Below are 26,829 nucleotides of genomic sequence, written 5' to 3'. Positions count from 1 at the left end.
CTGCAGAGCAATTACCTACAGACAGACTTTCGCGAGTCCTCAGGGACTCCATACATCGGGGGTATGGAATGCTCAGGCATCAAATCTTGAACAACCGCACAGTGATCATCCTGCCGTTCGCCCTGGCGCTGTTGCTGCCGATCTTCACGATCTCGGCGCATGCGGGGGGAGAGGTCATATACGAGGGCACTTTCACCGCAAGCGGCCTGAGCTGGTCCGACACCGGCGACGGCACCGTCGTGCCGGTCCTGGCGGGCACCCGCAGCCTGGAGGACACGGACATCCCCGAACTGGTGGGACGTTCCCTGACCTTGCTGGTCCCGCTGGACATCGCGGTCGGAGACATCGAGGTCGTTCCCCTCGCTACCCATGGCGTCTCCGCGCCGGCGCCCCTACGCGTCGCCGGCAAGGCGATCAGCAGCGAAGGCATAGCCGTCGGCCAGTCCCTGCACGGTGATGCCGAGTCCTCGGTCTATCCCTCCGCCTGGGGGCGCTACGGCGGAGTGCAGATCTTCCGTGGCTTCAAGATGGCGACTGTCACCGTCTATCCCCTGCGCGCCACGCGAACCGCCGCGGGCGACTGGGGCTCGCTGGAATTCCTCGATCGCTTCGAAGTGCGCTTGCGGCCTTCGCTAGTGCCCGTCGCACTCGAGAGCGTGGCAGTCCGCCAACGCAAGGTTCCCGGCGAGCGCGCCCGCCTGGAGCGGATCCTGGCCGCCACCGTGGACAATCCCGGCACGTTATCCGGCTATCAGCGCGAGGACGGCATCACCGTCGCCGGACCCGCAAAGGGCTTCGCTCCCAGCAAGACACCCAGCCTGAGCGGAAGCGACGTAGCGTACTTGATCATCACCAGCGACGGGCTCGCGAGCGCGTTCGAGCCCCTGGCGGTCTCCCGCACGGCACAGGGGTTGCCGGCCGTCGTCAAGACCATCAGCTGGATCGAGGACAACTACCGGCACGGAGTGGATATTCAGGAAACCATCCGCATGTTCATTCGCGACGCCTATCAGCGCTGGGGAGTGGAATATGTCCTGCTGGGAGGCGATACGGATATCGTGCCGGCTCGTTTCATCACCAGCGACTTCTACCCGCCCGGCGGCAGCACCGATATCCCCGCCGACCTGTACTTCGCCTGTCTGGACGGGAACTGGAACGCCGACGGCGACATGATCTTCGGGGAACCGAACCAGAGCGTGCTCAACCCCGGCGATGATTGCGACATGTCGAGCGATATCGGCTTCGGCCGGGCGCCGGTCAGCAATGCCGCCGCGGCAACCGTTTTCGTGAACAAGGTCATCGCCCAGGAGTCCGCCCAGACCGGCTCCGGCTTTGGCAACCGCTTCATGTTCGCGGCCGAGGTGTTGTTCCGCAACCAGGATGGGGACATCACCCTCGACGGCGCCAACTATGCCGAAGGCCTGGTCGACTCGGTGATCGAGCCGTGCACGGACATGGAGTACATCCGGCTCTACGAATCCTACGACGAGAGGGACGAGTTCGATCAGCTCCTGTATCCCGGATCGGTCAACGAGACCCGTCGGGCGGTGCTCGACAGCCTGGACACCGGCCGCTACGGCATCTTCAACCAGATCGGACACGGCTTCTTCTTCGACATGTCGGTGGGTGATCTGAACATCACCGGCGGCGACGCCGACGCCCTGACAAACGAGAACACGTTCCTCATGTATGCGTTGAACTGCGCATCCGCCGCCTTCGACTACTCGTGCCTCATGGAACGTTTCGTGCAGAACCCCAATGGCGGCTCCTTCGCCTCCATCGGCGCCAGCCGCGCCGCCTTTCCCTCCACGGCCAACGACTTCCAGGTCGAGTTCTTCAATCAGCTGATGTGTGAGGGAGAGCCGCGACTCGGCGACCTGATGACCTTGAGCCGACTGCCCTGGCTCGATTTCGCCTCCACCAACAGCTTCACGCGCTGGACCTACATGAACTACACCCTGCTGGGCGACCCCGCCCAGAAAATGTGGACCGCGGACCCGGCGGCGGTCGTCATCGCCGCGCCCGGCAGCCTCGTGACCGGCCAGCAGACGGTCAACGTGACCGTCACATCCGGCGGCTCACCCGTCGTCGGCGCGCGGGTCACCCTCGCCCGGACCGGCGGCGTCTACGTGCGCGACGTCACCGACGGCGTCGGACAGGTCGCCTTGCCCGTCACCCTGACCGAGGGCGGCGATCTCACCTTGACCGTGAACGGCACCAACATCGAGCAGACATCGGTGACGGTGACGGTCTCCAATCCCGGCGCCTATATCGCGCTGGAATCGATGACCGTCATCGATGACGGCACGCTCGGCTCGAGCGGCAACGGCAACGGGGTCATCGAGGCGGGAGAGACTGTGGCCCTCGCCGCGCGCTTCGAGGATACCGGCACGGGCGGAGCCACCGGCCTGACCGCGACCCTGACCACCACCACGCCCGGTCTGGTGCTCAACGTCGGCGTGGTCGCGGTGCCCGACGTGCCTTCCGGTGGATCCGTCGCCGCGAGCGCTCCGTTCCTGGTCGCGGCGCATCAGCTGATGTGGGACGGCATGAACCTGGACTTCACGATCGAGGTCGACGACGGCGGCTCGTCCTGGTTCAGCGAGTGGGGGGCGACCATGATGGCCCCGGAAGTCGAGCCCATCGCCCTGACCTGGTTCGACACCTTCTACGGCAACAGCGACGGCATCGTGGACGACAACGAGCGCATCTCCATCGTTCTGCGTCTCAAGAATTTCGGTGCGGGTTTCGCCGACATGATCACGGGATACCTGCGGACCAACAGCCCCAACGTCACGCTTCACGACACCGTGGTGACGTATACGGGACTCGCCCTGATGGACACGTCCAACGGCGCCGCCCTCTTCTCGATGGCGGTCATCGACACGTCCCAGGCCTACGACGCACGGATCGATTTCGTGGACAACATGGGGCGGACCTTCACCCACGACTTCCAGATCGTCGATCCGGACGTGCCGCAGGGCATCGATTCCGGCCTGACCCTGGGCGCCGACGTGATCGAGCTGGTCTGGGACCCGGTGGCTGGTGACGACGCACGCGGCTATCACGTGTATCGCAGTGATGCCGAAGGCGGCCCCTACGCGCGGGCCAACGTCGATCTCCTGGAGGGGATCTCCTACTTCCGCGACTCCGGGCTCGATCTGCTGACCCGCTACTACTACCGCGTCTCGGCCGTGAATACCTCGCTGATCGAGGGAGACCAATCAGATCCGTTCGCCAAGAGCACGGCACCCCCGGAGACGGGCGATTTTCCCCTGCCCTTCGGTCGCGAGACCGACAGCCACTGCGCTGTCGGCGACGTGACGGGCGACGGCCGTCTGGAAGTGGTGCTCACGGCCGACGAGGTGTACGTCTGGACCGAGGACGGCGGCGAGCTGTTCGACGGCGACGACAACGCCCAGACGCGCGGTCCCATCACCAACCTCACGGGCCGGTTGACCGCGATGGCCGTCACCCTGGCCGAGCTGGACGGCGAGCCCGGCGCGGAGATCATCTGCTCCGACCGCGACCTGAAGCTCATCTACGTCTTCAAGTCCGACGGCACCCTGCTGCCGGGGTGGCCCCAGTCGACAGGTGCGGGCTGGGTCTGGGCGCCGGCAGCCGTGGGCGACATCGACGGCGACGGCGAGCCGGAGATCGTCTGCAACAACCTGAATCGGGTCACACTGGCCTGGCACGCCGACGGCACCGAGGTTCGCGACGGCGACAGCAACCCCGCCACCAACGGGCCGCTCATCGATCGTACGGCCGAACTCTCGTGGGCCGGCTGGAACCGCTCCGGGCCCGCCCTCTTCGACCTGGACCACGACGGCGCCAAGGACATCATCTTCGGCACGCGCTACGGATGGGAGACCACCAACTCGCTGCGCGCCTACCGCTGGGACGGTACCCAGTTGCCCGGCTTCCCCATCGAGACCGGGGGCGGCGGCAGCATCATGGTCAGTCCCACGGTGGCCGACCTGGACGCGGACGGAATCTGGGAGATCATCTTCGTCTCGGAGGACGACCAGCTTCACGTCGTGCACGAGAACGGCTCGTACTATACCGGATTCCCGATCTACTTCCGGGCCCAGAGCGACAACGGCGACCGCACCTGCCCGAGTCCGGCGGTCGGCGATTTCGACGACGATGGCGAACTCGAGATCGTGGCGGTCGAGGTCTTCGGCAGCCTCGAGTCGTACGTGCACTTGATCGACACGGACTACGTCGGCGGCACGAGCGGCGAGACCATGCCCGGCTGGCCGATCATGGTGCCCGGCAACTCGAATTCGAACCCCGTGGTCGGCGACATCAACGGCGACGGCATGCTGGACATCCTGTTCGGCATCGGCGGCGGCAACACAGAGTCGCCCAACAACCTGTACGCCTTCAAGCACGACGGTACGGACGTGGAGGGCTTCCCGCTCTCGCTCGGCGGACCGGTCAATCCCACACCCGTGATCTGCGATCTCGACAGGGATCATGACGTAGACATCGTCTACGGCGGTTGGGATCTGTTGATCCACGTATGGGACATGCCCTATGCCTTCGACGGCACCGAGGCCCCCTGGCTGACCTTCCGCGGCAACAACCTGCGCGACGGCGTCTTCAGGATCCTGAGCACCACCGAGGTGCCGGACATCCCGAAGCCCTCGCGGTTGACTTTGCAGCCGAATCACCCCAACCCCTTCAACCCGAGCACGGAGGTCAAGCTCTACATCCCGGGCGACGCGGGCGAGGTGGATCTGCGGGTGGACGTCTACGACATGGCCGGCAGGCGCGTACGCAGCCTTCACCAGGGCACCGTCTCGCCGGGCTGGCACTCCGTCACCTGGGAGGGGCGCGACGACCGCGGGCAACCTCAGGCCAGCGGAGTCTACTTCCTGAGGGCGCGCACCGGAGGAGCCGACGCGACCGTCAAGATGTCGCTCGTGAAATAGGACCGGAGCAGTAGGACCGGTTGACCTCCCAGTCGGGAGTCGCTACTTTCAAGCAGCCGCCAGCGCGGCCCCGTCGACGGACGGGGCCGCGATTTCACGACCGCCCAGCTCGACGAGGTGCTCATGCGCTCCACGAAGTGCGTCGTTTCCGTGCCGTTGATGCTCTTGACGTGCCTGCTCGCGGGTTGCGGCGGGGGCGCTGACATGGCTAGCACCACGAGTCCGGTCGCCGGCGGCACGGCGGTGATAGCCTTTGCCGAGGATCCCGATGTCCTGAATCCCCTGATCTACCAGAGCGCGGCGAGCGGCCAGATCCTGGTCCTGCTGCACGAGGGTCTGGTCGAGATGGGGGAGGATTTCGCCTATCATCCCCACATCGCGAGCGGCTGGCGGTTCTCTCCGGACAGCCTGGCCATCACCGTGACCCTGCGTCCATGGTGCTGGTCCGACGGCACACCGGTCACGGCGGACGACGTGACGACGTCGTTCTCGCTCTACATGGATCCCCGCGTCGCAAGTCCCCGCAGCGGCAGCCGCCTCGCCAACATCGCGCGGGTCACGGCCATCGATTCCGTTACGGTCGTCTACGAGTTCCGCGAGCGACGGGCTGATCAAGTCCCGGCGCTCGGCCATTTCCTGTTCCCCGCGCATCGGACGACGGACCTCGATCCGTCGCGTGTGGGCGAGTGGCCGCTCAACGAGGCTCCCTTGTCGACGGGACCCTACGTCTTGACGGGTTGGCGGCACGGCCAGGATCTGGTGCTGGAGCGCAACGAAGTCTATCCGGGTGACCCGTCCCGGCTGGATCGTCTGATCTTCAGGATCATTCCCGACAAGACGGCGAGCATCGTCGAGTTGGAGACCGGGGGCGTGGACTTCGTGGAGAACATTCCCGTGCATCACGCCAGGCGTCTGGCGGAAGACGGGGAGATCGTCCTGCAGAGGGTCGAAAGCCGCCTGGTGGGCCAGATCTACTGGAACCTGGAATCCCCCCTTTTCGCGGACCGGCGCGTGCGCAAGGCCATGTCGCACGCCATAGACCGCTCCATCTTCTGCGACGGCCTGCTGGGCGGTTTCGGCTCTCCCGCCGGCAGTCCCCTGCCCCCGGCGGTATGGGCCTACGATGCCACGCTGTCGCCGGACGCGTACGATCCCGAACTCGCCCGCCGGCTGCTGGCCGAGGCCGGCTGGCGGGATGAGGACGGAGACGGACTGCTCGAACGCGACGGGTCGCCTTTCCGGTTCACCATGTCCACGCGCAAGGGCGATCCCGTGCGCGAGAACGGCCTGCAGGTGATCCGCGACAACCTGCGCCGCGTCGGCATCGACGTCGTGACGCGGGTCATGGAGTTCACGTCGTTGATCGCGCAGGTGCGCAACGGAGACTTCGAGTCGTATCTGGGCGTCTTCTCCTCGCGGCTGGCGGTCGACCCGTCGGCGCTGTACGCCTCCGACGCATTCGACCGCTTCAATTACGGTCATTATGCGAGTGCGAAGGCTGATTCGCTGCTAGGCGCCGCACTCTCCCTGACCGATCGCGGCGAGGCGAAAGCCGTCTGGGATGCCTTCCAGCGTCACATAGCCTTCGATTCGCCCCTCTGCTTCCTGTATTATCCGGAGACGATAATCGGCCACGGGCGTCGTTTGCGAGATGTCCGTCCCCATGTCCTGTCCCCGTACCAAAATGTTACAGAATGGTGGATCGCGCCTGCCGACCGCAAGTACACGAGCGCCGCCGCGGAATAATACAGTTGTTGACTTGCAGATAGTCGGCGGCTAGAGTCGGTGTAATATTAACGCAAACCACTCAGGCGTGGAGGTAGAAATGTCCCGCTCATTGAAGGTCCTGGCGGCCGGCCTGTCGTTGGACGAACTGCGGCACCTGCTGTCCGTCAAGGAGAAGCTGTCTACCCTGGAGAAACGCAAGTCGCAGCTGGAAAAGGAACTGGCAAAGATAGAGATCCAGATAGCCAAGCTGGTCAAGGGCGACAAGAAGGCGCTCCGGGGCGCCAAGGCTGTCAAGCGCACGAAGGCGACACGCAAGAAGGCGACAAGGGCTAAGCCCGCAGCCGCGAAGAAAACCGTCCGCAAGGCCGCTACCCGCAAGAAGGCTCCGGTGCGCCGGAAAGCCGCGGGCCGGCAGACCGTGGAGACCGTGGTCGCCGACCTGATCCGCAAACGCGGCGAACCCATGAAGTTCCAGGACATCCTGACCACGATCAACCGGAAGAAGCTGGTGAAGACCAAGAGCAAGAACTTCGCCAATGTGCTGCGGCGCACGCTCTCGACGAGCAAGCTTCTGAAGCGCAAGGGACGTGGCATCTACGGCGTGAGCTGATGAGGGGCCAAAGACCGGGCGCCAGGCGGCTGGCGTCCGGGGCCGGCCTCATGCCCCGGTCAACCTGGCGGCCATCCGAGCATACGCCCTCCCAGGATGTGTAGATGCACGTGCGGGACGGACTGGCAGCCGTTCTCGCCGCAGTTGACGACCCAGCGGTAACCCCCGGAATCCAGACCCAGCTGACTGGATAGCTTGGCGGCCGTGAGCATGAGCGCTCCGGCCAGATCGGCGTCATCGCGACGCAGTTCCGTCAGCGCCGGGATATGCCGCTTGGGAATCAACAGGACATGCGTCGGCGCCTGGGGCGAGATGTCCCGGAAAGCCAGGAAATCTCCGTCTTCGTACACCTTGTCGCTGGGGATGGCGCCGGAGACGAGCTTGCAGAAGAGACACTCTGACATGTGCGACCTCGCGACATCTGGTTTGGGTGGGAATCGTGCATGAGTCCTTTCCCACGGTAACATGCCGCTCGCGGTGCGGCAACGGGCGGTATCCATGAAGACGGTCATCGTCGTCGGCTACAGCGCATGGGATCTGATCTTCCCGCTTGCGGAAACCCCGCCGCCGGATTCGAAGACCGAGGTGTCGCCCATGGTGACCTGCGGGGGCGGTCCGGCGGCCAACGCGGCGATCGCGCTCAGCAAGCTCGGTGCCAGGGTGCGGTTGGTGTCGGTAATGTCGGATGACGCGTTCGGGCGAGCGCATCTGACGGAGCTGGAAACCGCCGGCGTGGACGTCTCGCTGATCCGGACGGCCGCACATTCGCGCTCGCCCCTGGCGGTCATCCGCGTCGATCCGCGCAGCGGGGAACGCCGGATCTACTGGGAGCGGGGCGATCTGCCCCGCTACGACCCCGCCGGCGTGGACGCGTCCTGGCTCGCCGGCGCGGATCTCCTGCTGTGCGATTCGCACGAAGCTCCGGCGGCCGCGGTCCTCGCCTTCGCTGCTCGGCGTCGAGGGCTGCCGGTGGTGCTGGATGCGGGGTCCGTGAAGGCCGGCGTCCCCGAACTCGTGGCGCATTGTACCGACGTGATCGGCGCCACGGGTTTTGCCTGTGCCCTGAACGGGATCGCGGATCAGAGGGAGGCCTTGAGGCGTCTGCGCGGACAGGGGCCCCTCCGTGTCGGCACCACCTTCGGGCGGGCCGGGGTCCTGGGACTGGACGGCGATGGTTTTCGCTACGTCCCGGCCTTCGTGACGCAGGTGGTGGATACGACCGGTGCAGGCGACGCCTTTCACGCCGGCTACGCGTGGTCCCTGGCCGCCGGCGGTGGATTCGCGGCCAGCCTGCGCTGCGGGGCGGCGGTCGCGGCCCTGCAATGCCGGGCGTATGGCGGCAGGGCCGGATTGCCCTGCGCGACGGAGGTGGAGACGCTCCTGGCCCATGGCTCTTATCGGGACGACGCGCCCCCCATCCTGCCCCCGCGCAGAGGTTGACGCTGCGGTTCACCGCGAGTAGCATCCCTACGAGGAATTATTCGGGGGAGGACGGGATGATCATCAGCGGAGAGCTCAAACCGGATGGTCCAGGTCAGATGGACGACATATTCGAGATACTTGTGACCTCCTATTCGCGGGCCACGCGTCCGCTCGGTCTGGATGAAGATCTCTCATGGCGCCCGGCGACAGACGCCTATACGACGGACGCTGAGTTCATCGTCCAGATCGATCTGGCCGGCATGGATCCGACCGGCATCGAGGTGTTGACGGACGGCGACAGCTTGACGATACGCGGCGCCCGCAGCGACATCGCGCCGGCGGGGAAGAAGCATTACTTCAAGATGGAGATAAATGTCGGCCCGTTCGCGAGACGTCTGATGATACCCGTGCCGGTGATCGCAAAGAGTGCTGTGGCGCGCTACCGCAATGGGTTCCTCTACGTCACGTTCCGCAAGGGAGATCGTCGGGAAAAGGGCCGTAGGCGCATCGACGTCGACGGCGGGGACAAGTAACCGCAAAGAGGATACCTCTTGATGAACGACGAGACCAACAGCATGGACACCGAACAGGGCGAGGGCTTCGTTCCGGAAATATTACCTGTGCTGCCGATCAGCGAAGCAGTCATCTTCCCCTACATGATGGTGCCTCTGGTGCTGAGCGACGAGAACCTCATCCAGCTCGCTGACGACTGCCTGGCGAGCGACAAGATCCTGGGCGCCTTCGCGCAGCGCGAACTGGATGAGAGCGATGACGGGGAGGAAGCCGAAACGCGGGGAGAGGAGCTGCTCTACCATATCGGTACCGCTGTCAAGATCCAGAAGATGCTGCGCTTCCCCGACGGCAGCATGCGCCTGCTCGGCCAGGGCGTGGCGCGCATCCGCATCAAGGAGTTCATCACCGACAAGCCCTATCTCAAGGCGGCGGTGGAAGCCGTCCCGGAGAAAACGGCAAACGATCCCAGGACGCTGGCCTACATGCGCGGCGTGGCCAACAATTTCCTGAAGATCGTGGACGCCAGCGAGACCCTCTCGGACGAGCTGAAGATCGTGGTGATGAACATAGACGACCCTGGGCGACTCGCGGACCTCATCGCCACAAATCTGGACATCGACGTCCACGAGAAGCAGTCCGTGCTGGAAGCCGTGGCGCCGCTCGAGCGGCTGCAGATCCTGGCCAAGATCGTGGTCCGGGAGCTCGAGGTCGTGGAGCTCGGGCAGAAGCTCCAGACCAAGGTGCGCAAATCCATAGACAAGGATCAGCGCGAGTACTATCTGCGGCAGCAGCTCAAGGCGATCCAGCGCGAGCTGGGCGATACGGACGACACGTCGGTGGAGATCGAGGACCTGAACGAGCGGCTGGCCCAGGCCGATCTCCCCGAGCACGTGCGCACGACGGCGGAGAAGGAGGTGAGCCGCCTCTCCCGCATGTCGCCGGGAGCCAGCGAATACACGGTCAGCAAGACCTACATCGACTGGCTGCTAGATCTGCCCTGGTTGGCGAGTTCCGAGGACAAGCTGGACATCAAGCGGGCCGAGAAGATCCTCGAGCGGGACCACTACGGTCTGGAGGACGTGAAGGAGCGCATCCTTGAGTTCCTGTCGGTGCGCAAGTTGAAGGGCGATCACCGCGGCCCCATCATCTGCCTCGTGGGACCGCCGGGCGTCGGCAAGACGTCGCTGGGGCGCAGCATCGCGGACGCCATCGGACGTGAGTTCTTCCGCTTCTCGCTCGGCGGCATGCGCGACGAGGCGGAGATCAGGGGGCACCGGCGCACCTACGTCGGCGCCATGCCCGGCCGCATCATCACCGGCCTGAAGGATTGCGGCACCAACAATCCCCTGATCATGCTGGACGAGATCGACAAGCTCGGCCAGGACTTCCGCGGCGACCCGGCCAGCGCCCTGCTGGAGGTGCTGGACCCCGAGCAGAACAATTCGTTCACCGACCATTACATATCGGTGCCCTTCGACCTGTCCCATGTCCTGTTCATCACCACCGCGAACATGATGGACACCATCCCGCGCCCCCTGCTCGACCGCATGGAGGTTATCAACCTGCCGGGTTACACCAACCTGGAGAAGATGGAAATCGCCAAGCGGTACCTGGTGCCGCGCCAGGTGGAGGAGAACGGACTGACCGGACGGTACATCAGATTCACCGACGCGGGGGTTCGCGCTCTGATCGCCGGCTACACGCGAGAGGCCGGGGTGCGTGAACTCGAGCGCAAGATCGGCAGCGTATGCCGCAAGGTCGCCAAGATGGTCGCCCGCGGCAAGCGGAAGCGCCAGGTGATCTCCGCCAAGAACCTCGTGGACTACCTGGGTCACGCAGACTACGACCCAGACCGGCTGCGCAGCCGGACCAAGGTAGGTGTGGCCACTGGTCTGGCCTGGACTTCCGTAGGGGGCAAGATCCTCTACCTGGAGGGCGTGACGTTGCCCAACGGCAGCGGACAGTTGAAACTGACCGGCCAGCTGGGCAGCGTGATGCAGGAATCGGCGAACGCCGCGTACTCCTATCTGCGCGGCCAGTGGGGCGCGCAGTCGCAACACGCCGCTTTCTTCAAGGATCTGGACATCCATATCCACATCCCCGCCGGCGCCATCCCCAAGGACGGACCCAGCGCAGGTATCACGATGGCCTCCGTGCTCTTCTCGCTGATGGTGGGCGAGGCCATCGACAGGCGCACGGCGATGACCGGCGAGATCACCCTGACCGGCGATGTCCTGCCCATCGGCGGACTGCTGGAGAAAGTGCTGGCCGCACACCGGGCGGGCATACGCAAGATCATCATGCCCAACCAGAACGAGGCGGACCTGGAAGACATCCCCGAAGAGGCGGCCAAGGACATCACTTTCGTCTGCGTGAAGCACGTGGACGAGGTGTTCGCGGAGATATTCCCCGCACTCGCGGAATGACGATGATCCGACGCACGAGGAAGGGTGGACGGTGGTGGACGGCAGCTTCTTGACCGGTCTTCTGGGACGTTTCATCGCCAGGGGCGAGGCGGGGGCCTTCAGCCTTCCGGGCACCCTGGGCATGGAATCCCGCCTGCTGGCCATAGACAACGGAGACCTGTGCGATCTGCTCTTCCACATGCCCTTGTTGCAGACGGTGCGGGAAGAGTATCCCCGTGCGCGCATCGATTTCCTGATTCCCGAGGAGCATGCTCCGCTGATCGCGCCGAGCGGCATCGCACACCACTGCCTCGTCTACCGGCGGCGGCAGTTGCAGCCGTGGAGCCCCGGCATGTATTCCCTGCTCAAAAACGTCCGCAAGCGCGAGTACGACCTGAGCGTGGTCATGTCGTTTACGCCCCAGGCCGGTCTCGAGGCCGTAGCCCTGGCCAGCGGCGCGAAGCTGCGACTCGGCCCTTCCCATGGCGGTTCCTTCCCCGCCGTCAATTTCGAGATACGCCAGCGCGAGCCAGACGACCGCTACCGCGGCGAGAGGCTCTCCGCCGCCGCGCCCTTCCTCGGGCTGCCGGCCTTCTCCCGCGACCGCGCCTGGCCCCTGCCCGAGGAGCGCGTGCGCCGCATGCGCCAGCTCATCCATTTCAACAAACCGCGGCAGGACGAGGTGCTGGTGGGCGTCGATCCCGCGCTCGGCAAAGCCGGCGTCGGCCTAGCGGCCCAGAACCTCCATTTCGTCATGAACCAGCTGGCCAGCCAGATGCCATGCCGTACCCTGCCCCTGAGCATCGACGCCGACCCGGAGCTGCTGCAGCGCTTCGAGTCCGGGTTGACCGTACCGCCCCTCAGCCTGCCGCGCGAGACCCTCTTCGATACGGTCCTGCTGGCCGCGTTGTGCGATCTGTTCATCGCGGGCAACACGGACCTCTTCCATTTCGCGGTCGCGACGGGCGTGCCCACGCTCGGACTCTTTCTCAAGGAGGACGATGCATCCTGGGTGCCCGACGGTTATCCGCACGTCCGCGTTCTGCGCGTCAAGGGCGGCCAGCGCGTGGACATCGAGACGTTGATGGAAGCTGTCGAGGCCGTGCGGAGCGCGCGTTGACGAGGAGGTCGCCATGGCCCGGCGCATGACCCTCCTCCTGGCGGCGCCGAACTGGCTCGGCGATCTGGTCATGGCCACCTCGTTGCTGGAGCTCTTCGCCGCGGGCGAGCGGGATCTCGATCTTCCTTGTCCGGACTTGCACGTGTCCGTCCGCGAGGCTTGGCTGCCCCTGCTGGCGGACGACCCGAGGCTGTCCGGAGTGATCCGATACTCACGCCGGGGGCGGCATGCCGGTTGGCGGGGTGTCTGGCGCCAGGCTGCGGAGTGGCGCAGAGGGAAGTACCCGGCCGTCATGCTTTTGCCGCCCTCCCTGCGCGCCGCCGTCGTCGCCCGCATATCCGGCATCCCAGCGCGAATCGGGTTCAGGGGGGACGCCCGCTCCCTGCTGCTCACCGCGCCCGTCGCACGTCCGCCGCGAGGCACCATGCACTACACCGAGGAGTTGGGCCTGCTCTATCGGGCCTGGGCCCGGGACTGCCTGGGTTGCCAGCCGCCGGCCCATCCGGTGCCACCGTATCCCCGTCTGGGGGCCGGTGTCGCGAATCCAGGTGAGAGGGATGTGGACTCGAAGCCGCCGTTGTGGCTGCTGTCCGTGGGCGCCACTTACGGCGACGCCAAATCCTGGCCGCCGCAACGGCAGGCGGAACTGATCGCAGAACTGCTCGCGCGAGACGATGTACGCGTGGCCCTGATCGGCGACATCGCTGCGAGCGGCACGGCGAGGAGGGTGCGCTCGCTGGTCGATCGTCCGTGGCGGGACCGCCTTGGCGAGCAGCCCGGCTGTCACGATCTCGTGGGCCGCACGTCCCTGGTCGAGGTTGCTTCGCTACTGCGGGAGGCGGCGGTTTTCGTCGGCAACGACAGCGGCCTGATGCATCTCGCGGCCGCCCTGGGCAAGGCCACGGTGGGCATCTACGGTTCCACGAGCACCGCCTGGACCCGTCCGCGCGGACCGGCGGCGACCTCGGTACGCGCCGAGGGATTCCCCTGTCAGCCCTGCTACCTGCCGTCGTGTCCCCGGGAGAGCTTCTGCCTGGACAGCATCGCCGCGCGGCGGATACTCGGGGCGGCGGACGCGCTCTCGATGGTGCCGGGATCAGGTCCCTCCTGCTGCCGCGAACCCCCGCCGGACACGCCCGGGATGACGGCGGCACCGATCCTCTTCCTCGACCGGGACGGCGTCATCATCGAGGACACGGAATACATCAGCGACCCTGCCCGGGTGAGGTTGCTGCCGGGGGTCGCCGCGGCCCTGGCGCGCGCCGCTGCCGCCGGTCTGCGCCTGGTGGTCGTGACGAACCAGTCGGGCATCGGCCGAGGTTACTATTCGGAGCGCGAGTTCGCGGCGGTGCAGGAGCGCGTCGATGCCCTCCTGGCCGCCGAGGGTGTGGCGCTGGACGGCGTCTACTATTGCCCTCACGCGCCCGAGGACGACTGCAACTGCCGCAAGCCGCGTCCCGGTATGCTGGACGCCGCGGCTCGCCGGCTCCGTTGGCATTCTGAGCGCGCGTGGATCATCGGCGACAAGCTCTCGGACCTCGAGCTCGGTCGCCATTTCGGCATGGGCACTTACCTTGTCGAGACGGGCCGGGGCCGCGAGACGGCGCGTGACGTGGATCCCGTCTGGCGCGTGAAGATCTTGGACGATCTGGCGCGTGCCGTGGACGACATCCTGGGGGAGCTGAATACTTGAGCTGGCAGGTGGACGGCGTGCGGCTGCGCTCGGTGCTGGTTTCCAGGTTGCGCTATCTGGGCGACATCGTCATGTCCACCGTCGTGCTCCAGGTACTGCGCCGAGGCGATCCCGACCTGGACCTGGGGTACCTCTGCGAATCGCAGGGCGCGCCCCTCCTGAGGGACCATCCCTGCCTCTCGCGGGTCCACGCACTGGTGAGCACGCGCCGGGGACCGGATGCCGCCGCGCGCCGGTTCGCCCGGGGAGTGCAGGCACCCGGTGGCCGCGGCACCTGGCATACCGTCGGCGAACTGCGCCGCCGCCGTTACGACCTCGGCGTGGACCTCCTCTACAATCCCCGCAGCGCCTGGCTGATGCGACTCTCCGGCTCCCGGTTCCGGATCGGCGGCGCACGGGGCATCCGCAGCCGGCTCTTCACCCACGCCCCGAAAGTACCTGCGCCGGCGGCGGACCAGACGTTCCGCCGGGCGGCACCCGGCGCGCTCGGCGAGCACCTGGGGCGCCTGCTGCCCTTGCGGCACCATCCTAGCGGGCTGGATTTTCGCGCCTGGTATCTCGAGGAGTTTCCCGTCGGGCTGGGACCGGTTCTGCATCCCTTCGCCATGAGCCGGAAAGTCCGTAGCGCCCTGCACGACCTGGGTGTGGAGTCGCCGCGCGGTTACACGCTGCTCGTACCCGGTGCGACCTGGCCGTCCAAGGCCTGGCCGCCCGAAAACTGGCGGCGGCTTGCGCGCGCCCTCGCGGACGACGGACGCGGACCGGTCGTGATGCTCCCACCCCCCGACGGCGGCGACGCCTACCGCGCCGCCCTGGCTCGTTCGGGGTTGCCCCACGGCGGTTGTCTCCCGCCCCTGTCCCTCGACGACGCATTGGCCGCGGTCACTCACAGCGGACTCGTGATCACCGTGGACGGGGGACTGATGCACGCGGCCGTGGCCCTGGCCCGGCCCACAGTCGCGCTGCTGGGACCGACCGATCCCGACATCTGGTTCCCCTACGGATCCTTCGGGCCCTACCGGGCCCTGTGCACGCGCCCTCGCTGCCACCCCTGTGACCTGCACGAATGCGGCGACTTCGTCTGTCTCCCCGCCTTGACGCCCGGCCAGGTCATGGACGCGATCGCCGCACTTCACCTCGCGAGCGGGGAGAAGCCATGAGAGAGGCCGGATCGCTGTCGATCGCCGCGCCACGGCGGGTCCTGATGATCCGGCGGCGGGCGCTGGGCGACGCGCTGGTCACCTTGCCTGCGGTGCTGTCCCTCCACGAGGCCCTGCCCGATGCCGAACTGGATCTGGTCGTGGATCGTTCCCTGGCGAAGTTGTTCGGCTCCCGCGCGGGGGTGAACGTGCTGGCCTGGGATGAGCGCGACAGACTGGGCGCGCTGGCCTGGATAGGCATGTTGAGGCGGCGGCATTACGATCTGGTGATCGATTTCCTGAGCACTCCGCAGACGGCGCTCTGGACGGCCCTTAGCGGTGCCCGCTGGCGGGTGGGATACGATCTGCGCTGGCGCAGCTGGGCCTACAACGTGCGCGTGCCGCGCAACCGGTCGCGGGACCTGTCGCTGCGCCAGTTCGCGGGCGAGAGTTTCCTCGATCCCTTGCGCGCGCTGGGCCTGTCGCTCCTCCCGTGGCTGCCGAGGGGACGTTTTGATTTCGCGGACTCGCAACTCGGCGGCCCCTACCTCCGCTGGCGGGCGCGGCTGGAAGCGCGGGCCCGTCCCCGCCTCGGACTGGTGCTCAGTGCGACCTGGCCGGCCAAGTCGTGGCCACTCGCGGCTGCGGCGCGCCTCGCGCGGATTATCCTGCGCGAGGGCACGACGGTCGTGCTGCTGCCGGGTCCCGGGGAGGAATCCGTCCTGGCGCCTCTGCTGGCCGAAGTGCCGGAGATCATCTGTCCCCCGCCGACGGATCTGTGCGAGCTGGCCGATCTCGTGGGCCGGCTTGACGTCCTCGTCGCCACCGACAGCGGGCCCCGCCACCTGGCGGCGGTCATGGGCGTGCCGACGGTCACGCTCTTCGGCCCGACCGATCCGGGCGGCTGGAACCCGGAACACCCCTTGCATGTTGCCGTCCGGACGGGTGAAGACTGTTCACCGTGCGATTTGCCGCTGTGCCCCCTGCCCGACCATCCGTGCATGACGAGACTTAGCGCGGAGATGGTCGCCGAGGCGGTGCGCCAGGTCCTCAGCGGCGTGCGGACGGTGGACGCAGCCGACAGTTGATCGGATTTCTTCATGAATGGACTTCTACGAATCGTGACGTTCCTTGGCTGCTGGCTGGTCCCGGCCGGCGCGTCCGTCGCCATGGGTGCGTTGGCTGCCACGGATTCGGCCGTATCTGATCCGAAACCGGCCTATGCCCGCGTCCCGTACGCACCCGGTGAGTTCCTGCTCTTCTCGATCGATTACGGTCCGGTGAACGCGGGAGAAGCCTCGCTCGAGGTTCGCGACATGGTCGAATCGGACGGCCGGTTGTGCTATCGCGTCGAGAGCAAGGCCATCTCGAACAGGTTCTTCTCGGCTTTCTACATGGTCCGCGACAAGGTCGTGTCGCACATCGACGCCGAGACCCTGTTCAGTCGATACTTCAGCAAGCGCCTGCGGGAGGGGGACTACCGCAAGAACATCGCCATCAGGTTCGATCACGAGGCGGGTGTGGCCCACTATGCGGATCGGCGCGAGCTGGAGATCCCGTTCGGAGTGCACGATATCCTCTCGGCCTTCTATTTCGTGCGCACCATGGATCTGCAGCCGGGCGCCAGCGCGTTCATTCACACCCACAGCTCCCACAAGAACTACGATCTGGAAGTGATCGTGCACGGTCGCGAGACCGTGAGTGTGCCGGCCGGGACTTTCGACTGCTTCAAGGTGGAGCCGATCATTCTCGGTGAAGGCCTGTTCCAGTTCGAAGGCAAGCTGACCATCTGGCTGACCGCGGACGAGCGCCGCTTGCCGGTGCTGATGAAGACCAAGGTCAAGGTCGGCGCCATCGACGCTTCATTGAAGGAGTTCACCATGGGTGAAACGTTGCCGGAAGCCGGACCGAGGTGAGATCCGAGCGCGGAGGGAGCCTCACGGCCCGCCCGGTGGAGAATCCCTGGCGGTCGCGGACGGGGCGCGCAGCGGACGGCGAGGCCGACTGGCGTTACGTGACGCTAGTGATCCTGCTGGCGGCGGTGCTGAGATTCTACCGCCTCGGCGCCGATTCGCTCTGGATCGACGAGGTCTTCACCTGGCGCATGGTGAACCCGGGGCCGGGGCACGGCTTCTGGGAGCAGTTCCGCGACAACATCCAGGGTCCCCTGTACATGGCCGTGCTCTGGCCTTTCGTCCGGGACAACCTCTCCGAATTCCTCATGCGCCTGCCCGCCGCCGTGGCGGGCGTGGCTGCCGTCCCGTTGATCATGCGCCTGGGCCAGGAGCTGGGAGATCGCCGCTGCGGCGAATGGGCCGCCCTCCTGCTGGCCATCAGCCCTTTCCACATCTGGTATAGCCAGGAGGCGCGGGGATACGCCTTTCTCGTGCTGTGGAGCCTGGCCGCCACCCTTGTGCTGACGCGTATGCTGCGCGACGGCGCGACTGTCCGGCGCGGAGTCGCCTTCGGCCTGTTGTCCGGACTGGCCGTGCTGAGCAACATGTCGGCCCTCTTTTTGATCTTGGCGCAAGCTCTCGCCGTGCTGTTTTTCGCCAGACCGTGGCGACGGGAGCACCGGCGAGGATGGCTGACGGCTTTCGGCCTGGTTGGTCTCGTCGCTCTGCCCTGGCTGCTCCAGGCCACCGGCTACTGGTACGTGGGACGATTGGCGCCGGGCGGCGGGGGCGGACTGCAGCCGGCGGGCGCCATGAGCCTCAGCGTCTGGGCCTACCCCTTCACGTTCTACGCGATGTTCTATGGCTTCACGCTCGGACCGACCCTGACCGAGCTCCATCGACCGGACCGGTTGGCGCTGGTCAAGGCGAGTCTGCCGCTGCTGGCGACCGCCGGTCTCCTGGCCGGCGCGCTCTTCCTCTACGGGCTGTCCCGGCTGCGCGCGCGCTCGCGCCTCACCCTGTTCGTCTGGCTGGTCGTGCCGGTGCTCGTTCTGACGGCCCTGCGGCTGGCTGACATCAAGACCTTCACGCCGCGCTATCTGGCGACCCTGCTGCCCTTGCTGCTCTGCGCGGCGGCCCTGGGTGTCGCGCGCCTGCCGGGCCGCGCTGCCGCGCTCGCTGGAACCGCCTGGCTCGCCTTGACCCTCTGGTCCACGGCGAACTACCATTTGTCGGACCGCTACGCCCGGGACGACATCCGCGCCGCGGCCGCATGGGTCGCGGCCCACGGCGAGCCGGGGGAGCCGGTGCTGGTGCCGGTGGTGACGGACGTTTTCACGCTCTATTACGAAGGGGCCGCAGTGGTGAAGGATTTCTGGCAGAGCGGACCCGTAGATGACCTGGCGACCGCGCGACGCCTCGTCGCCGAACGCGTGGGAGACGCGCCCATGGCCTGGCTGGTCCTGAGTCGGAGCGCGGCGCTCGATCCGTCCCACTACCTGCCCGTGGCCCTGGCAGAGCTGGGGTACGTCGCGACCGACCGCACTTTTCCCGGCGTGCGCTTGCTGCGGGTCGTGCGCGACGGAAACGCGCCACGCCGGGCTCCGCCAGCAGCGGAGGTGGATGCCCCGTGAAGATCGCGCAAGGGGAGACTGATGTGTTCGCCGAGGCCGGCGGGTACGAGAGCTTCATCGCCGACGATATCCATGGGCCGGTGCCCGATGGATCGCGTCTGTTCAGCGTGGTCAAACGCCTGATCGACATCGCAGGCGCACTCCTCGGCCTGCTCCTGATCCTGCCGCTGCTGCCATTCTTGATCCTGATGATCAAGATTGATTCCCCCGGCCCGTTGTTTTTCAAGCAGGAGAGGGTCGGGTACCGGGGACGTACGTTCCTGTGCTACAAGTTCCGCTCCATGGAACGGGGCGCCGAAGCGCGCAAGTCAGAACTGGGACATCTGAACGAGGCGACGGGCGCGGCCTTCAAGATCCAGGACGATCCCCGCATCACCGGCGTGGGCCGCTTCATCCGCAGCAGCAGCCTGGACGAATTTCCCCAGCTGTTCAACGTCCTGAGGGGCGACATGTCCATCGTGGGCCCGCGCCCTCAGATCCCGAACGAGGTGGCGCAATACACGCCGGCCCAGGCACGCCGACTGCTGGTAAAGCCCGGGCTGACCTGTCTCTGGCAGGTCTCCGGTCGCAGCCAGCTCGATTTCACCGAATGGATGGCGCTGGACCTGGCCTATGTCCGCCAGCAGAGCCTGCGCTTCGACCTGTGGGTGCTGTCACGGACGATCCCGGCGGTCATCGAGCGCAAGGGGGCCTATTGATGCTCGCACTGGGTTGCGACATCGTCTCGGTGGGCAGGATCGCCGCCGCGGTGGAGCGCCACGGCGATCGTTTCCTGCAGCGCTGTTTCCGGCCCGACGAGATCGCGCTCGCGCACGGCAGGAACGGCGGGGAAGCCGCGACCCTGGCCGCGCGCTGGGCGGCCAAGGAGGCCTTCGTCAAGGCGCTGGGGGCGGCTGCCCAGGGTGTGATGTACCGGGATATCGAGGTCATCGGCGACCATGACGGCGCAACCGGACTCAGCTTGCACGGCCCGGCCCGCGATGCCTATGCCGCCACCGGCGCCGGGCGCATCCTCCTGAGCCTCAGCCACGAACGCGAGCATGCCATGGCCGTGGTCGTTCTTACCTCCTGACAGTGACCCCTTGAATTGGCCGGGGCGAAACGCTAACATGCGTCAGCTCGCCGTCTCCCGTTGACAGTCCGTCCTCAACTCCGAGGTGCGCTGGCCTTGGTCGAACGTGACTACATGCTGATGGACGTCTTCACGCGTGTGCCGTTCGGCGGCAGCCGCCTGACGCTCTTTCCCGAGGGCGGTGGACTGTCGGCCAAGGTGATGCAGATCATAGCCAGCGAGATGGGGACGCCCGAAACGGCCTTCGTGACCGGGGCCGACGCCGCGGCCCGCCAGGCCCGGCTGCGTATCTTCACGCCGTCGGCCGAGGTCCCCCTGTCCGGTCTGTCGGTCGTAGGCGCCACCTGCGCACTGTTTACGCGCGGTCTCATCGCCCGCAGCCAGCCCGAGACGACCTTCACCTGGCAGACGGAGACGGGCTTTCATCCGGTGACGCTCAAGTGGGAGAACGGGGACACCCTGTTCAGCATGGCGCATGAGCCCGCGGAGTTCATCGGACAATACTACCAGCGCGGCAAGGTGGCGCGCGCGCTCGGACTCGACGAACAGGACATCGCCATCACGGGCATGCCCTGCGAGATCGTCTCGGCGGGTCTGCCGATCCACATCGTGCCGCTCGCTTCCCTGGACACGATGCGCAGCATCAAGCTCAGTGCAGCCGGGGCGCGCGAGATCATGAACGATCTCGGTTTCGGCGATCTCTTCGTCTTCACGTGCGAGACCGAGAGCCGGGATGCGGATGTTCATTGCCGCATGTTCGCCCACGGCTTCGGCATCCCCGAGGATGCCGCGACCGGCAGCGCCGTGGGCTCCCTGATCGCGTACATGATCAAGCACCGGCTCGTCCCGGCCGGCGCGGAAGCCCGGATCGTCTGCGAGCAGGGGTTGGAGATGGGCAGGCCGAGCCGTCTGTTCGTCCAGGCCGACGTCGAGGACGGCAAGGCCGTGGCGATTCGCGTCGGCGGTCACTGCGTGAACATCGGCGAAGGCCGGATATCCTTCGACACGGAGCAGATGACCTGAAAAGCTCAGGCCCGGATGATTCACGATGGAGAGCTGCGAGAAAGCGAGTTCCTGCGGGGGGTCGACACCCCACCGGAGCTTCAGCATGAAGATTCCGACCTAGGCGAGTAGACCAGGAGAGACCCATGACCAGGACCGCCGGACTCAGCCCAGAGATGCGCGACATGATGATCGAGGCCATGCGCCAGGTGTGCCTGAGGGACATGCCCGAGGAACGTCAGCTCGAACTGGACGTCAGGGACGAATTCCCCCTGGCGTTCATCAAGACGCTGCTCTCTCCCGAGGTGGGACTGCACCTGGTCTTCCTGCCCGAGGAGGTGGGAGGGCTTGGCGGCGGCGCCCTGGATGTCTGCCGCGTCTCGGAGGAGATGGCGGTGATCGACCTGGGACTGGCGACCTCTTTTCTGGCCATCTGCCTGGGCACCGATCCGATCATCGTCGGCGGCACCGACGCGCAGAGGTCCAAGTGGCTGGGCAAGATCGCCGAGGGCAGGATCGTGGCGTACGGGGTCACGGAACCCGCCGCGGGCAGCAACGTGGCCGCCCTGCAAACGGTGGCGACGCGCATCACCGACGGCGACGGCCGCGTCACGGGCTACCGCATCAACGGCACCAAGCAGTTCATCACCAACGGCAGCGTGGCCGAGATCTACACCATCCTGGCCAAGGCACCCGAGGGTCCCACCTTCTTCGTGGTCGAACGCGAGACGCCCGGCCTTACCGCCGGCCGGCACGAGGACAAGCACGGCATACGCGCCTCCGACACCGCGAGTGTCGTCCTGGAGGACGTGGAAGTCCCGGTCGACCAGCTCATCGGCGGCGTGGAGGGGCAGGGCCTCAAGCAGGCGAACGCCGTCTTCGGCTACACGCGCCTGATGGTCGGTGCTTTCGGGCTGGGCGCCGGCAAGGCCGCCCTCGAACGCGCGGTACGCTACGCCAAGGAACGGATCCAGTTCGGTTCGCCGCTCATCGAGAAGGAAGGCTACTGCGCCAAGTTGATCGTGCCCAACTGGGTCGCGCTCGAAGCCGGGCGCGCGTACGCCGAAGAGATCGCCGGCCGGCTCGACGCCGGCGAGGAGGGTCTGCAGGTCGAGGGCGCCGTCGCCAAGCTGTGGTGTACGGAGGCGGGGAACAAGACCGCCGAGGACGCGATGCAGGCTCTGGGCGGATATGGCTACACGCGCGAGTACATCGTGGAGAAGATCAAGCGCGACGTGCGCATCACCACGATCTATGAGGGCACCAGCGAGATCCTGCAAAGCATCATCGGCATGTTCCGCTGGAAGGAGACGGTTCGCTCGAAGGGCGGCTGGTACGAAGCCCAGGCGGCCGGGCTGGACGAACTCCACGCCCGGCAGGGCGACCTGGGGGCCGGCCTCGTCGCCGCCGCGACGCGGGATCTCAACGCAGCGATCCAGTTCTGCCACACGAAGCGCACGGCCACGCGCCAGGCCGTCCAGTTCACGCTGGCCGACATGATGACCGCCTGCGAAGTCGCCGGCGCCTTCTGCCGCCGCGCCCGGGCACTGGCCGATGCGGGCGATAAGGGCGCCGGCGTCTTCGCGGCCATGAGCCGGTTGCAGGCCCGACGCGTGCTCGCAGACGTGGGACGCGGCGCCATCGCCTGCGCTGCCGGGACGGAAGATCCCGCCGATACGGCGGCGGTGTCGGAAATCCGCAAATTCGCCTCCGGCCTCGCCTCGGCGGATCTCCTGCCCGCACATCTGGGACACCTCGAGGACGTCTCTGCGGTCACGGAGTACATCAAGCGGCAGGTCCGATGAGCCGCCTCTCAGGCACGCACCGGGCGCACGGCCGCAGCCGTCCGTTCGACTCGGAGGGTCGTGCGGAGGACCGCCCCGCGGATTCGCCCGGGCTGGCCGCCGAGGATATGCGCTTCCTGCACGATCTGGCCGCCCGCGTGCGCGAATCCGGGCTGGCCTCGGCCGCCATCCTCTGGCTGGCGAGTCTGCGTCCCCTGTCGTTTCTGGGCTCCCAGGTCCTTCATGTCGCAGCGCCGGTGCTTGACGTCGTGGTTCCCGGCGAGAGCGCATCCCGTCTGGCGCGCATCCTGGAGAAGCGCGCCAATCTGGACCTGCTGCTGGCATGTCTGGAGGGAAACGGGGACCCGCCGGTCGGCCGGACGGAACCGTCGTGAGCGTCTACCTCGACAGCCAGGCCTGGAACGTGCTGCTGGTGACGGGAGTGCTCTGCGGGCTGATCGCCTGGTCCATCCTGCGTGCGCGTCGGGGGTGCGAGATACGCGTGAGGCCTTTCACCGCGCTCGCTGCGGTCGAGCAGGCCGTCGCCCGGGCCACCGAGGCCGGGCGCCCGGTCTTCTTCGTGCCCGGTGTCCGCGATCTGGACAACATGCAGACCGTGGCCGCCCTTTCCGTGTTGGCGCCGGTCGCCGCCCAGGTCGCCAGATGCGGTGGCCGGCTCTTCGTCCCGACCAGCCGCAGCATGGTGATGGAGACCGCACGCGATATCTGTCGGGACGCCTACGTCGCAGCCGGCCGGGCGGATCTCTGGGACGACGATCAGGTGACCTACATCTCCGACGACCAGCTGGGATTCGTGGCGAGGGTGGACGGTCTGATCGATCGCGAGAAGCCTGGCCTCTGCCTCTTCATGGGCTTTTTCGCCTCGGAATCGCTGCTGCTCGCCGAGGGAGGACATCATGTGGGCGCCGTGCAGATCGCCGGCACCGCCAGCCCGGTCCAGCTGCCGTTCTTCGTGGCCGCCTGCGACCACACCCTCATCGGGGAGGAGTTCTTCGCGGCAGGCGCTTCGCTGGAACGCGATCCCGCCATGCTCGGCAGCCTGCGCGGCCAGGATCTGGGCAAGGCCGCCGCCATTGCCTCCGTCGTCGCCGGCGTCGTGATCGTCACCTTGGCCGAACTCACGGGGTCGGGCGCCTTGATCTGGCTGCGTGACGCCTTCATGAACATTTTCCGTACGGGGTAGGTGGCTTGCGCCAGAGAATCACCCAGATCATCCTGACCACGGTGGCCCTGCTGCTGGTCGCCTCCGCCTTCGCGACGCGACCGCAGGGGCCGGGCGATACCGGCGCCTCGCGCCTGCTGGCCTTCTGCGACCAGCACTTCTCCCTCTGGTTCAGCGTGCTCGCCGTCTTCGCCTTCACCCTGGGCGGCGTCAACCTCATGAAGACACATTGGCGCAAGGTGCGGGAGCGAGCCGCCGATTGGCGCTACTCGATGGTCACGCTCGCGAGTTTCGTGGCGGTGCTGATCGTCGGATTCGCCAAGTTCGGCGGTCCACCAGGTCTGCAGGGGGACGTGGCCGCGCCGGACAGCTGGTTGACGGGCATCTTCGAGAGCGTGCTCAGTCCCCTGCATGCGACACTCTACGCACTGCTCGCCTTCTACATCTCGTCCGCCTCGTTTCGGGCCTTCCGCGCGCGAAGCGTGGAATCGACGATCCTGCTGGTCTCGGCGCTGGTCGTGCTGCTGGGTCGTATCCCCTTCGGCGCGACACTGACCGCCTGGTTGCCGGCGCCGCTGACCTTCCTGCGCATGGAGGATCTGTCGCTCTGGATCCTCAAGGTGCCCAACACGGCGGGACAGCGCGCCATCATGCTCGGTATCGCTCTCGGCGTGGTGGCCATGGCCATGCGGCTCATCCTGGGCGTGGAGAAGGGGCAGGGGGGGAGGTCGGGGAAATGAACCGGTTCGCCGCCGCCGTCTCCCGGTTCGAGACTCTGGACAGGCGCTGGATCTACCTGGTTATGGCGGTGGCCGTCTGCGGGGCGCTGCTGTCGGGGCTGTATTTCCCCGACCGGCCCAGCGATGTCGTCAGACCGATCTTCCAGCACATCGAGAAGCTGCCCGCCGGCGTGCCGATCCTGCTGTCGCTGGATTATTCCCCGAGCTCGGCGCCCGAGCTGGAGCCGATGGCGGAGGCCCTGACGCGCCACGCGCTGCTGGCGGGACATCCGGTGTGTTTCATCTCCTTGTGGCCCACCGGCAACAACATGATCGCCCGGATCGTGTCGCAGATCTGCTTGACGGAATTCCCCGACGCCGTGGAGGGCCGCGACTGGGTACGCCTGGGTTTCCAGGCGGGCGGCGAGATGTTCATCAATTCGCTGCGCGATTCGCTGACGGCCAGGTACGAGCTGGATATCAGCGGTGTGCCCTTGTCGGATCTGCCCGCCCTGCACGGCATCCGGGGGATAGGAGATTTCGGCCTGATCGTGAGTCTCTCGGCCGGCGTGCCGGGTCTCAAGGAGTGGATCCTCTACGCCGGCGATGTGCTGGACGTGCCCATCGCGGGGGGGTGCACCGGCGTCGGCGCGCCCCAGTTCTTCCCGTATTACCCCATGCAGCTGGTCGGTCTCATGGGCGCCCTGAAGGGGGCCGCCGAATACGAGGCGGCGCTGCTGGCGGGTTATCCCGGTGAGGTGCCGCCCGTGCAGCGGGCCACCCGGGGCATGGGTCCGCAGGCCGTGGCGCACGTGGTGATCGTGGCCTTCATCCTCCTGGGCAACGCCGGTCTCCTGCTGACGCGCCGGCAGCGGCGGGAGGGCCCATGATCGCGGCGATCGCCATCAGCACCGACCTGACAGTCTGGGTGAGCGCCTTGCTGACCCTGATGGTCTTCTCCTTCCTCTACCGCGACAACCCCTTCTACAAGGTCGCCGAGCACATATTCGTCGGCGTCAGCGCGGCATACTGGATGGTCATAGGATTCTGGACGACCTTCTGGCCCCAGGTGGTCGTGAAGCTGGTGCCAGCGGCCAGCCGCGTCACCAGTCCCGAGGCGGTGCCGGGCGGGACCGATCTCACGGCGCTCGCGCCGCTGGCGCTGGGTTTGCTGATGCTCTGCCGTCTGGTGCCGTCCTGGGCCTGGCTGGGTCGTTGGCCCACAGCCTTCGTGATCGGCACCACGGCGGGCTATGGCCTCGTGCGGTACATCCGCTCGGATTTCGTCTATCAGATCAGGGCCACCGTCGGCCGGGGCCTGTTGCCCATGGTCGACGGACGCTGGCTGTGGCAGGAATCGCTGGCGGCGCTGGTGATCCTGATCGGCACCCTCAGCGGCCTCGTCTATTTCATCAACACCCGGGAGCATCGCGGCGCCTATGGCCGCGTCGCCCGTCTGGGGCTTATGTTCATGCTGGTGACCTTCGGCGCCTCGTTCGGCTCCGCCGTGATGGCCCGCTTCGCACTGCTGATCGGACGTTTCCAGGAATTGCTGGGCGAATGGCTGGGCCTGATATCTTGACGGGGCGTGGCTGTCGTGCCTAGACTTCATGGTCCAGTCACCTCATCCGGAGAGGCGGTCGCAGGCCTTGCAGCGGAAGATCAGATACTTCGAGATGCAGCACGAGCGCAATCCGCATTCGCGGCATTTCATCCCCTTGGCCGATCTGACCCGGCGCACCGGTGGCAATGCGCAAGCGATCGAGCTTCTGAACGGCGGTCTCGTCCGCTGTCCCGATTCCCTGTCCGCGCGCTGGCTGCTGGGCCTGTGCCTGCTGGAGAGCGGCGAGCGCAAAGCCGCCTCCGAGCAGTTGCGGCGGGTTCTCGAGCGCGACCCCGACCATACGCTGGCCGCAGCGGCGCTGGCGCGTTGCGGGAGCGACGAGGGGAAGACGGCGCCGCCGGCGCGG

Annotated in this window: 23 protein-coding genes; 22 read left to right on the top strand and 1 reads right to left on the bottom strand. The window is 66.7% G+C overall.

The genetic code is table 11. The features are described 5' to 3' along the window. Nucleotides 1-86: 86 nt before the first annotated feature. From KJ554_04485 to KJ554_04475, 3 genes are all read left to right on the top strand, one after another. Nucleotides 87-4,940, top strand: coding sequence for a T9SS type A sorting domain-containing protein (locus KJ554_04485; GenBank protein ID MBU0741596.1), 4,854 nt, complete (start codon nt 87-89; stop codon nt 4,938-4,940). A gap of 123 nt (nt 4,941-5,063) precedes the next feature. Next, nucleotides 5,064-6,686 (top strand): hypothetical protein, encoded by a 1,623-nt coding sequence (locus KJ554_04480; GenBank protein ID MBU0741595.1) that lies wholly within the window; start codon nt 5,064-5,066, stop codon nt 6,684-6,686. A gap of 79 nt (nt 6,687-6,765) precedes the next feature. Further along, on the top strand, nt 6,766-7,278 hold the full coding sequence (locus KJ554_04475; protein ID MBU0741594.1) for a hypothetical protein: 513 nt from the start codon (nt 6,766-6,768) through the stop codon (nt 7,276-7,278). Between the two features lie 59 nt (nt 7,279-7,337). Here KJ554_04475 and KJ554_04470 read toward each other — a convergent pair whose 3' ends face one another. After that, a complete protein-coding gene (locus tag KJ554_04470; protein MBU0741593.1) occupies nt 7,338-7,682 on the bottom strand; it encodes a histidine triad nucleotide-binding protein in 345 nt (114 codons plus the stop codon). 94 nt (nt 7,683-7,776) lie between these two features. Between KJ554_04470 and KJ554_04465 the strand changes: the two genes are divergently transcribed. The 19 genes from KJ554_04465 to KJ554_04375 form a co-directional block, all read left to right on the top strand. Beyond that, nucleotides 7,777-8,718: a hypothetical protein gene (locus KJ554_04465; GenBank protein MBU0741592.1), complete on the top strand. Its 942-nt coding sequence runs from the start codon at nt 7,777-7,779 to the stop codon at nt 8,716-8,718. A gap of 56 nt (nt 8,719-8,774) precedes the next feature. Beyond that, nucleotides 8,775-9,233: an Hsp20/alpha crystallin family protein gene (locus KJ554_04460; GenBank protein ID MBU0741591.1), complete on the top strand. Its 459-nt coding sequence runs from the start codon at nt 8,775-8,777 to the stop codon at nt 9,231-9,233. A gap of 42 nt (nt 9,234-9,275) precedes the next feature. Beyond that, a complete protein-coding gene (gene lon / locus KJ554_04455; protein ID MBU0741590.1) occupies nt 9,276-11,639 on the top strand; it encodes an endopeptidase La in 2,364 nt (787 codons plus the stop codon). 31 nt (nt 11,640-11,670) lie between these two features. Then, on the top strand, nt 11,671-12,738 hold the full coding sequence (locus KJ554_04450) for a hypothetical protein (GenBank protein MBU0741589.1): 1,068 nt from the start codon (nt 11,671-11,673) through the stop codon (nt 12,736-12,738). A gap of 13 nt (nt 12,739-12,751) precedes the next feature. Then, entirely contained in the window at nt 12,752-14,431 is a 1,680-nt protein-coding gene (gene waaF, locus KJ554_04445; GenBank protein MBU0741588.1) for a lipopolysaccharide heptosyltransferase II, read from the top strand. After that, nucleotides 14,428-15,591: a glycosyltransferase family 9 protein gene (locus tag KJ554_04440; protein MBU0741587.1), complete on the top strand. Its 1,164-nt coding sequence runs from the start codon at nt 14,428-14,430 to the stop codon at nt 15,589-15,591. The genes waaF and KJ554_04440 overlap by 4 nt, the downstream gene beginning before the upstream one ends. Further along, nucleotides 15,588-16,658, top strand: a complete 1,071-nt coding sequence (locus KJ554_04435) for a glycosyltransferase family 9 protein (protein ID MBU0741586.1) — start codon at nt 15,588-15,590, stop codon at nt 16,656-16,658. Before KJ554_04440 ends, KJ554_04435 begins: the two co-directional genes overlap by 4 nt. A gap of 12 nt (nt 16,659-16,670) precedes the next feature. Further along, nucleotides 16,671-17,486, top strand: coding sequence for a DUF3108 domain-containing protein (locus tag KJ554_04430; protein MBU0741585.1), 816 nt, complete (start codon nt 16,671-16,673; stop codon nt 17,484-17,486). Next, nucleotides 17,483-19,099 carry a glycosyltransferase family 39 protein gene (locus KJ554_04425; protein ID MBU0741584.1) on the top strand — a complete coding sequence of 539 codons (1,617 nt, stop codon included), beginning with the start codon at nt 17,483-17,485 and terminating at the stop codon, nt 19,097-19,099. The genes KJ554_04430 and KJ554_04425 overlap by 4 nt, the downstream gene beginning before the upstream one ends. Nucleotides 19,100-19,167: 68 nt before the next feature. Beyond that, nucleotides 19,168-19,797 carry a sugar transferase gene (locus KJ554_04420; protein MBU0741583.1) on the top strand — a complete coding sequence of 210 codons (630 nt, stop codon included), beginning with the start codon at nt 19,168-19,170 and terminating at the stop codon, nt 19,795-19,797. Further along, nucleotides 19,794-20,171: a holo-ACP synthase gene (gene acpS / locus KJ554_04415; GenBank protein MBU0741582.1), complete on the top strand. Its 378-nt coding sequence runs from the start codon at nt 19,794-19,796 to the stop codon at nt 20,169-20,171. Before KJ554_04420 ends, acpS begins: the two co-directional genes overlap by 4 nt. A gap of 96 nt (nt 20,172-20,267) precedes the next feature. Continuing rightward, nucleotides 20,268-21,194, top strand: a complete 927-nt coding sequence (locus KJ554_04410; GenBank protein ID MBU0741581.1) for a PhzF family phenazine biosynthesis protein — start codon at nt 20,268-20,270, stop codon at nt 21,192-21,194. 125 nt (nt 21,195-21,319) lie between these two features. Continuing rightward, entirely contained in the window at nt 21,320-22,978 is a 1,659-nt protein-coding gene (locus tag KJ554_04405; GenBank protein ID MBU0741580.1) for an acyl-CoA dehydrogenase family protein, read from the top strand. Continuing rightward, nucleotides 22,975-23,352 (top strand): hypothetical protein, encoded by a 378-nt coding sequence (locus KJ554_04400; GenBank protein MBU0741579.1) that lies wholly within the window; start codon nt 22,975-22,977, stop codon nt 23,350-23,352. Before KJ554_04405 ends, KJ554_04400 begins: the two co-directional genes overlap by 4 nt. After that, complete coding sequence (locus KJ554_04395) at nt 23,349-24,161, top strand: hypothetical protein (protein MBU0741578.1); 813 nt, start codon at nt 23,349-23,351, stop codon at nt 24,159-24,161. The genes KJ554_04400 and KJ554_04395 overlap by 4 nt, the downstream gene beginning before the upstream one ends. Before the next feature lie 5 nt (nt 24,162-24,166). Beyond that, complete coding sequence (locus KJ554_04390) at nt 24,167-24,880, top strand: hypothetical protein (GenBank protein MBU0741577.1); 714 nt, start codon at nt 24,167-24,169, stop codon at nt 24,878-24,880. Next, nucleotides 24,877-25,749 (top strand): hypothetical protein, encoded by an 873-nt coding sequence (locus tag KJ554_04385; protein MBU0741576.1) that lies wholly within the window; start codon nt 24,877-24,879, stop codon nt 25,747-25,749. Before KJ554_04390 ends, KJ554_04385 begins: the two co-directional genes overlap by 4 nt. Beyond that, nucleotides 25,746-26,441: a hypothetical protein gene (locus KJ554_04380; GenBank protein ID MBU0741575.1), complete on the top strand. Its 696-nt coding sequence runs from the start codon at nt 25,746-25,748 to the stop codon at nt 26,439-26,441. The genes KJ554_04385 and KJ554_04380 overlap by 4 nt, the downstream gene beginning before the upstream one ends. Nucleotides 26,442-26,508: 67 nt before the next feature. Next, a partial coding sequence (locus tag KJ554_04375) for a tetratricopeptide repeat protein (protein MBU0741574.1) occupies nt 26,509-26,829 on the top strand: 321 nt, incomplete at its 3' end.

Source organism: bacterium, from assembly GCA_018814885.1.
Taxonomy (GTDB): Bacteria; Krumholzibacteriota; Krumholzibacteriia; order LZORAL124-64-63; family LZORAL124-64-63; genus JAHIYU01.
The sequence above is the reverse complement of the archived record's forward strand: the minus strand, read 5'-3'. Positions and strand labels throughout refer to the sequence as shown.

Bases quoted from the DNA above. Each gene is read 5' to 3' on its own strand.
- KJ554_04480 (MBU0741595.1), top strand. From the start codon at position 5,064: ATGCGCTCCACGAAGTGCGTCGTTTCCGTGCCGTTGATGCTCTTGACG.
- KJ554_04475 (MBU0741594.1), top strand. From the start codon at position 6,766: ATGTCCCGCTCATTGAAGGTCCTGGCGGCCGGCCTGTCGTTGGACGAA.
- KJ554_04470 (MBU0741593.1), bottom strand. From the start codon at position 7,682: ATGTCAGAGTGTCTCTTCTGCAAGCTCGTCTCCGGCGCCATCCCCAGC.
- KJ554_04465 (MBU0741592.1), top strand. From the start codon at position 7,777: ATGAAGACGGTCATCGTCGTCGGCTACAGCGCATGGGATCTGATCTTC.
- KJ554_04460 (MBU0741591.1), top strand. From the start codon at position 8,775: ATGATCATCAGCGGAGAGCTCAAACCGGATGGTCCAGGTCAGATGGAC.
- lon (MBU0741590.1), top strand. From the start codon at position 9,276: ATGGACACCGAACAGGGCGAGGGCTTCGTTCCGGAAATATTACCTGTG.
- waaF (MBU0741588.1), top strand. From the start codon at position 12,752: ATGGCCCGGCGCATGACCCTCCTCCTGGCGGCGCCGAACTGGCTCGGC.
- KJ554_04435 (MBU0741586.1), top strand. From the start codon at position 15,588: ATGAGAGAGGCCGGATCGCTGTCGATCGCCGCGCCACGGCGGGTCCTG.
- KJ554_04430 (MBU0741585.1), top strand. From the start codon at position 16,671: ATGAATGGACTTCTACGAATCGTGACGTTCCTTGGCTGCTGGCTGGTC.
- KJ554_04405 (MBU0741580.1), top strand. From the start codon at position 21,320: ATGACCAGGACCGCCGGACTCAGCCCAGAGATGCGCGACATGATGATC.
- KJ554_04400 (MBU0741579.1), top strand. From the start codon at position 22,975: ATGAGCCGCCTCTCAGGCACGCACCGGGCGCACGGCCGCAGCCGTCCG.
- KJ554_04385 (MBU0741576.1), top strand. From the start codon at position 24,877: ATGAACCGGTTCGCCGCCGCCGTCTCCCGGTTCGAGACTCTGGACAGG.
- KJ554_04380 (MBU0741575.1), top strand. From the start codon at position 25,746: ATGATCGCGGCGATCGCCATCAGCACCGACCTGACAGTCTGGGTGAGC.